7 protein-coding genes are annotated in these 7,783 nt (G+C 29.0%); 5 read left to right on the top strand and 2 right to left on the bottom strand.

The annotated features are described in order from the left end of the window. Positions 1 to 71 precede the first annotated feature (71 nt). From N4T77_RS05120 to N4T77_RS05140, 5 genes are all read left to right on the top strand, one after another. Positions 72 to 2,195, top strand: a complete 2,124-nt coding sequence (locus tag N4T77_RS05120) for a bi-domain-containing oxidoreductase (RefSeq protein ID WP_261670663.1) — start codon at positions 72 to 74, stop codon at positions 2,193 to 2,195. Further along, positions 2,196 to 3,287: a glycosyltransferase family 4 protein gene (locus N4T77_RS05125; RefSeq protein WP_261670664.1), complete on the top strand. Its 1,092-nt coding sequence runs from the start codon at positions 2,196 to 2,198 to the stop codon at positions 3,285 to 3,287. 111 nt (positions 3,288 to 3,398) lie between these two features. Further along, on the top strand, positions 3,399 to 4,583 hold the full coding sequence (locus tag N4T77_RS05130) for a hypothetical protein (protein ID WP_261670665.1): 1,185 nt from the start codon (positions 3,399 to 3,401) through the stop codon (positions 4,581 to 4,583). Positions 4,584 to 4,600: 17 nt separating this feature from the next. Further along, positions 4,601 to 6,082 (top strand): oligosaccharide flippase family protein, encoded by a 1,482-nt coding sequence (locus tag N4T77_RS05135; protein ID WP_261670666.1) that lies wholly within the window; start codon positions 4,601 to 4,603, stop codon positions 6,080 to 6,082. Between the two features lie 50 nt (positions 6,083 to 6,132). Continuing rightward, positions 6,133 to 6,846 carry a hypothetical protein gene (locus N4T77_RS05140; protein ID WP_261670667.1) on the top strand — a complete coding sequence of 238 codons (714 nt, stop codon included), beginning with the start codon at positions 6,133 to 6,135 and terminating at the stop codon, positions 6,844 to 6,846. Between the two features lie 73 nt (positions 6,847 to 6,919). Here the strand turns inward: N4T77_RS05140 and N4T77_RS20275 are convergent, their stop codons facing one another. Further along, complete coding sequence (locus N4T77_RS20275; protein WP_396125088.1) at positions 6,920 to 7,282, bottom strand: transposase; 363 nt, start codon at positions 7,280 to 7,282, stop codon at positions 6,920 to 6,922. After that, a partial coding sequence (locus N4T77_RS05145; RefSeq protein ID WP_261670668.1) for an IS3 family transposase occupies positions 7,282 to 7,783 on the bottom strand: 502 nt, incomplete at its 5' end. The genes N4T77_RS05145 and N4T77_RS20275, both read right to left, overlap by 1 nt.

The raw sequence follows: 7,783 nt of genomic DNA on the forward strand, positions 1-7,783 counted from the left end.
ATTAATTATATATGATAAGTGGATTTAATATAAAATACATAGCAAAAATTATCTAAGTAGGAGTTGATAATTTGAAACAAGTACTTGTAAAAAAGGGTGAAGTAATAGTAGATGATATTCCAGCACCAGTTGTTTCTGATAACGGTGTATTAGTTAAGGTAGTTTACTCATGCATAAGTGCGGGAACAGAAATGGCTGGAATAGGTAATTCCGGAAAATCTTTAATAAAGAAGGCTATGGAACAGCCAGAAAAAGTAAAAAAAGCGTTAAATATTATGAAAAGGCAAGGAATAGATGCAGTATTAGGTAAAGTTAAGGAAATGGAATTTGCAAGTCCTACAGGATATAGTGCAGCTGGGGTAGTACTAGGTTTAGGAAAGAATGTTACAGATTTAAAAATTGGAGATAGAGTTGCTTGTGCTGGAGCTGGATTTGCAAATCATGCAGAGTATATTGATGTTCCTAGAAATTTAGTCATGAGAGTTCCAACTAACTTATCACTAGATTTTGCTTCGACAGTAACTCTGGGAGGAATAGCTCTTCAAGGAATCAGACGATCTGATGTAAGATTGGGAGAGATTGTTGCTGTAATAGGAATGGGTATATTAGGACAGTTATCAGTTCAAATGCTTAAAGCTTCGGGATGCAGAGTTATTGGTATTGATATAGACGAAAGAAGACTAGCTATAGCAAGAGAGACAGGGTGTGATTATACCTTAAACTCTACAAAAGATAATATAATTAAAGAAGTAGAGAAAATATCTGAAGGATATGGTGTAGATGTATGTATAATAACTGCGGCAGCAAATAGTAATGAAATACTTTCGCAAGCTTTTAATATTTGTAAGAGAAAAGGAAAGGTTGTACTAGTCGGAGTAGTTGGCAATCAATACAATAGAGACGACATGTATAAAAAGGAACTAGACTTTTTAATAGCAACCTCTTATGGGCCGGGTAGATATGACTTGAATTATGAGGAGAAGGGTATAGATTACCCTTATGCTTATGTTAGATGGACAGAAAATAGAAATATGGAGGAATACTTACGACTTATAGATGAAGAAAAAATAAACATCAAGCCTATTATAGAAAAGATTTATGATATCGACGATGCTGCAATAGCATATGAGGAATTTAAAAATCCTGAAAACAAGCCTCTTATTATTCTTTTAAAATATAATGAAGAAAAAAAAGAAATAAATAGATCTGTATATATAAAAAGTCAACCAATAAAGAAAGATGATAAAATAAATGTAGCTATAATAGGAGTAGGAGGATTTGCAAAAACAATGCATCTTCCTAATTTTAAAAGGTTAAGCAGTTTTTACAACATATATGCTATTATGAGTAGAACAGGAACAAATGCTAAGGCGATCGCACAACAATATGGAGCACAGTATGCGACAACAGATTATGATGAAGTACTGAATGATCCTAATGTAGATATGGTGGTTATATGTACTAGACATAACTTGCACTCAAATATGTCAATTAAGGCAATGAGAAAAGGAAAAGCGGTATTTGTAGAAAAACCGATGGCTCTAAAAGCTAGTGAAATGGAAGAAGTATTAAAAACCATAGAAGAGACTGGGGTTCCATATACGGTAGGTTTCAACAGAAGATTTTCTAAATATGCGGCAGAAGCCAAGAGACTTATAAGAGATAGAGTTAATCCCATGATTATAAATTACCAAATGAATGCAGGGTATATTCCGCTTGATCACTGGGTTCACACAGAAGAAGGTGGAGGAAGAATAATAGGAGAAGGTTGTCATATATTTGACCTTTTTAACTACTTTACCGATTCTGAAGTTATAAGTATTTCAGTAGACAGTATAAGTCCAAGAACAAAAAATATTTCTGCGAGGGATAACGTAGTTACAACAGTAAAGTATAAGGATGGTAGCATTTGTACACTAACCTACACATCTCTTGGAAATGAGGGGGTTTCAAAAGAATTTTGCCAGATTTATTATGATGGAAAAATAATAACAATGGATGATTATAAAAAACTGAACGGATTTGGTGTAAGAGTATCTAATCTAGAAAGTAATACTCCTGAAAAAGGACAGTATGAAGAGCTGATAGAATTTGCTAAGGCTATAAAGAGCGGCAAAAATTACAGTATACCTGTTTGGCAGTTAGAGCAGACAAGTAAAATAAGTTATTTAGCTGATGCGGAGTTGAAGAAGTAAATGAGGAAACATAATATTGCTATAATAGGTAATTATCCGCCTCCTATTGGAGGAGTATCTGTTCATATTGAAAGGTTAGCTAAAAATTTAAAAGAGAAAAATGTTGACTATATAGTTTATGATATTTCAAAGAAAAAAAAGTACACAGACTTAAATGTTATATATATAAAAAGTTTGAAAATGTGGATTATTAAATATTTATTTAGCTTTAATAACAGCATAGTTCACTGCCATGAAAAAAATTGGTATCTATTATTTATACTTTGCATTATTACCAAACTGCATAAAGCTAAATTAATTTTAACTTTACATAGCTTTCGAGAAAATGTAAAGGAATTTAACTTTATAAAAAGAAAAATTTTTAATTTTTGTATAAGAAATATTGACTGCTTTATTGCGGTTGGTGAAAATGAAAAAAATAAGATAATAAAATATGGCGGTAGTAGTAGTAAAATAGAGGTTATTCCTCCATATATAAATCCTAGGTATTCTAACGAGGATGATAAGAAAATACCACAATATGTCTGGGAATTTATAAATAATAAAGATATCTGTATTTTGGCTAACGCATTTAAAATATCCTTTTATAAAAATGAGGATTTATATGGTTTGGATATGTGTGTAGAATTATGTAAAAAATTAAAAGATAATTATAAGAGCAAAAGTGTTGGGATTATTTTTTGTCTTCCAGATATAGGACATTATCAATACTATAATAAGATCAAAAATGAGATAGTTAGATTAGATTTAAATGATGACTTTTTGATAGTCAATGAAAATATACCAATGTATCCTATAACAAGGCGGTGTCATATATTTATAAGACCGACTAATACAGATAGTTACGGACTTTCTATTGCAGAGGCTATACATTACAATATTCCCTCAATTGCAAGCGATGTATGTAAAAGACCAAGAGGAACTATATTATTTCAAAATAGAAATATAGAAGATCTTTACTTAAAAGTCTTAAATGTATTAGAAGATTATAATAAGGCTAAAGAAATTGTAAGTAATATAAAAATATACGATAACCTTGAAGAGCTATTAAATTTATATAATAGTTTAAATAAAGATTTAATACAAAACTAGAGATTTGATGAAATGTATTTGGAATATAATATTAAAAAATGTAATTTATATAAAATATAAATATGTATACTGTATTGTAAAGATTTATTGCAGAATTAATGGAGTGGTTATATGAAAGTTAAAATATGTAAGTGGTATAATAATGCACATTCTCCAGTATTGTTTTTTATTGATGATTTAGCCAATGTATGGGTGGATGTGAATGGAAATGGAAAAGTTGACTTAGGAGAAGATTGGGGATATGACAAAGATGGAGAAAATTCTTCATTTAGGTTTTTAAATGAGACGATATTAAAGAATTTCCCGATGATTAAAACAACCTTTTTTGTACCAGTTGGCGTAAGAGTGGGAATGATTAAAAATCCTAAAATTATGTCTGTTTCTAAAATGATTAATTGTGATGAAAAGACTAAACAGTTTTTTAAGAAAATAAATGATGAGGAAAAATGTGAGATAGCATATCATGGAACAACTCATGGAAAAGTGGGAGAAACAGCAAGTGAGTTTAGGCAAGAATGGGAACTATTTGATTCTATTGATAAAGCAGTTAGAACTATTAATAAAGGAAAGGATATATATAAGGAAGTATTTGGAGGATATCCTAGGGGTGGTAAGTACTGTGGATATGCAACTAATACTTTATCTGATGAAAGCATAGATTCAACTGGATTTTTGTGGTGGTGCAGAAAATGGAATAGGGGTGTTTACGGTAGTAACAATAAGTTAGACCCTCAAAAATTATTTGATATAAGTACATTTGGAAGAAATAATATAATTGATATTCCTTCTACAATTGATGGTGGATTACTAACTGGAGTTTTTAAAGCTAATATCAAAACAATTAAAGGTTTAATTAAAAGGTTACTAAGGGGGTATTTGATAAGTAAGAAAATGGAGCAAATACAATTTCTGATAGATAACAAGCTAGTAATTAGTATCCAAGAACATATGGCTCCATCACGTGACGATGGGATGAGGCAGAGTCCTAATATTTTTGATGACAAAGAAAGCTTAATTTATATCTTTCAATACTTACAACGCCAAAATGTGTGGTATTGTACAGGTACTGAATTAGCCGAGTATTACTGGACTAGAGAAAATATAAATGTTGAAACCATAGATAAAACACATTTTAAACTTTCAAACTATATTAAAGAAAATATAAAATTTAATCAATTGTCGATAATAATTGATAATTGTAAAAAGGTTGTATGCCCTGATGGAAGCAATATTTTTGCTAGTAACAATGGTTGTTTTAACATAGAAATATTAAATGGAATTTATACAGTATACTAATATTAATAGGAGACTATATGAAAAGAAGAGAATATGTAAAACAGGGCTTAACATACCAAGCATTTTCTATTTGTATACAGATAATAAATATATTTTTGATACCAATATATACTAAAAACTTATCAATAGAGGATTTTGGCCAATATAATATAATTACATCCGTATTATCGCTATTATCTATGATTGTTAACTTGGGTATTTTTTCGGGTCTTACAAGATTTTATAATGAGTATGAGGATAAGAATAGTTTAAAGAATACTGCTTTAACATTTTCAACTATGTGGGGGATAACTTGTTGTACGATAGGAATTCTGTTATCTGATAAATTATCACATTTTATTTTTAGGAATAACATTAATTTTAGTATATATTTAAAATTTATTTTTATCAATTCATTTATGATGTGCCTTATTACAATTTATTCCAGTTATTTTTCAATGCAATTTAAGGCATTAAAGGTAAGCTTAATAAACCTAGGACAAATGTTATTGACTTTTATTTTTGGTATTTTTTTTGTAGTAATTATAAAAAAAGGAGTTTTGGGTACTTTGTACGCCCAAACAATCTCATCTATTATTATTATTATTATATTAATTAGTTTAGATTTTAGGAATATAAATCTAAGTATTAATAATAATCAATTATCAAAAATGCTAAGATTTGGAGTTGGACTTTTACCGGGTAATGCATCAGCCTGGATATTAACATTAATTGATAGATACTTTTTGCAATATATTAGCGGTTTATCAGCAGTAGCAATTTACTCAATGGGGTATAAGATTGGAATGTTGATACAACCATTATTGCTAAATTCTTTTAGCAACATTTTCAATGTGTATAGACTCAAGGTATATAAAGATGAGGATGCAGTATATAAGTTACTAAAACCTTACAGATACTATAATTTTATTAGTTGGCTTTTTATTTTAGGTATATCTTTATTTGCAGATACGGCAATACATATACTATCAACAGATAGTTATAGTGAAGGCTATAAGATAGTACCAGCTATAGCAATTTCATATTATTTATATGGTTTAGGAGATTGTTTTTATGGCATGGGACTTTTTATATCAAATAAGACAATAGTATTTTCAATAATACTTTTTATAGCTGCATGTATAAATATTATTTTTAATTTTTTACTAATACCAAGATGGAGTATGATGGGAGCTTCAATTGCTACTATTATCTCGTATATTTTTATAAATCTTACTTACTATTTTTCAGGTAAGAAATATTATAATATAAGCTTTTCGTTTGTCGAACCATTAAAATATTTTTTTGTGTTCTTAATTTCCTATGCTCCATATATTTATTTAAAAGGGGTTATTTATAGCAAGTTAATAGAAGTTTGTTTATGGTTATTCGGGTTAGTGATTTTTATTTCATTTGCAATTATTTTTAAATTAATTGCGTTAGATGAATTTAAGTATTTAATATCTATTGGTGTTGATAAAATAAAAAATTCACATAAATATGAGGGAAATAGAAAATGATAATATCTAAATTAATTTATAAATATAGAAAGAGAATATTGTTAAACAGTATGTTACTAAAAACTCTAAATGTTTATTCAAATATTTTCGGATATCTAAAGAAATATAGTATATATAAAAATATGCATAAAGGAGATCTTTTATGTATTAACTTGGGGGCAGGGCTACAAGTAAATAGAAATTACATAAATATTGACTTTAATTTACCTAGCTTATTCTCAAATAAGAGCGAAAGGTTTATAAGAAAGCTATATGATATATTACACAGTACAGGATATTCAGAATTATACATTCCCATAAGAGGTATAAAAGTAAATAAAGATAAATTTGTTAATCTACTAAAAAATAATACTTTTATATTTCACAATTTACTTTATGGTATACCTTTAGAAAATAGTATTGTAGATTTATACTATTCTTCACACATGCTTGGGTTTTCTTTCAATAAAGTGAAATCTATTAATCTTTTGGAGGAAGTATTTAGGACTTTAAAGGTAAATGGTGTTATCAGGCTTTCACTAGTTGATGGTGAATATTATTGGAAAGATAAGCTTAAGCCTAAGGCTACGAAAGCTTTCTCAAACGATAATTGCTTTACATATAGTGAGATAGAATATATTTTAATAAAAATAGGATTTAGATATGTGAAAAAGTACGAATATAAAAGAGGTTCTCATAAATTATTGATAGAATTGGATGATTATAGTCCGGAAGTTGATTCGCAATTTGGACAGAGGACTATGTATATTGAAGCTATAAAATAAGTTACTTATATGGATATCGGATTGACCCCTTTTCTTTGGACAAAACCTAACAAGTTCTCTATTTTTCTTAAATTTACACTCTTATTTCAATGTTAGTTAGGTTTTCTCCAAAATGAAGGTTATAAAATCCATTTGGTGACATAAACCTTAAGCATGAGTGAAGTCTTTTATTGTTGTAAAACTTCATGAACTCGTTTACTATTTCATATGCTTCTGCATAAGTTTGAAATTCATTGATTTTTAAACATTCATCCTCAAGAATTCTGTGAAATGATTCTACATGTGCATTTTTATTTGGTGTTTTTACTGGAATTCTCTCATGCGCTATCTTAATTTCCTCACAGCATTGGCTAAATTTATGGCTTACAAATTGTGGACCGTTATCTGTTCTTATTACAGGTTTTTTAGATCCTTCCTCAAATAAATTTCTTCTTATTAAACACTTCCTAAGTAATGCGGCAACATCCTTAGCTTCATATGGTAGTCAATAATACTTCTATCGAAGATATCAATTAAGTTTAGTATGTAGAAGAACTTGTCCTCACCTTGAATATAGCCATATTTTATATCCATTTCCCATAGCTGATTTGACCCTGTTATTGTCCTATTAACTGCAATAGTTCTCTTTATTGTAGGCTTGATTACCCTTTGGTCTTTAAGTATGCCAAGCTTTTTGCAGAGCCTATAAACCTTCTTATGATTGATTATAAGATTATAACATTTTCTTAAATGATATGTTATTTTTCTATATCCATAGTTAATAGCATCACCTTCAATAGATTCTATAATAAACTCTTTAATTTGCTCATCGCATATCTTGTTGTTATCTCTGTCTATGCTGTATCCTTTAGGTTTACCGCCTGGCGGCTTCTTCTTTTCCTTGCCTTCTACACTTAAGCTGTAATAGTATGTTGATCTACCTAGTCCAACAACCTTT

The sequence above is a fragment of the Clostridium sp. CX1 genome (assembly GCF_025398335.1).
GTDB classification, from domain to species: domain Bacteria; phylum Bacillota; class Clostridia; order Clostridiales; family Clostridiaceae; genus Clostridium_AM; species Clostridium_AM tanneri.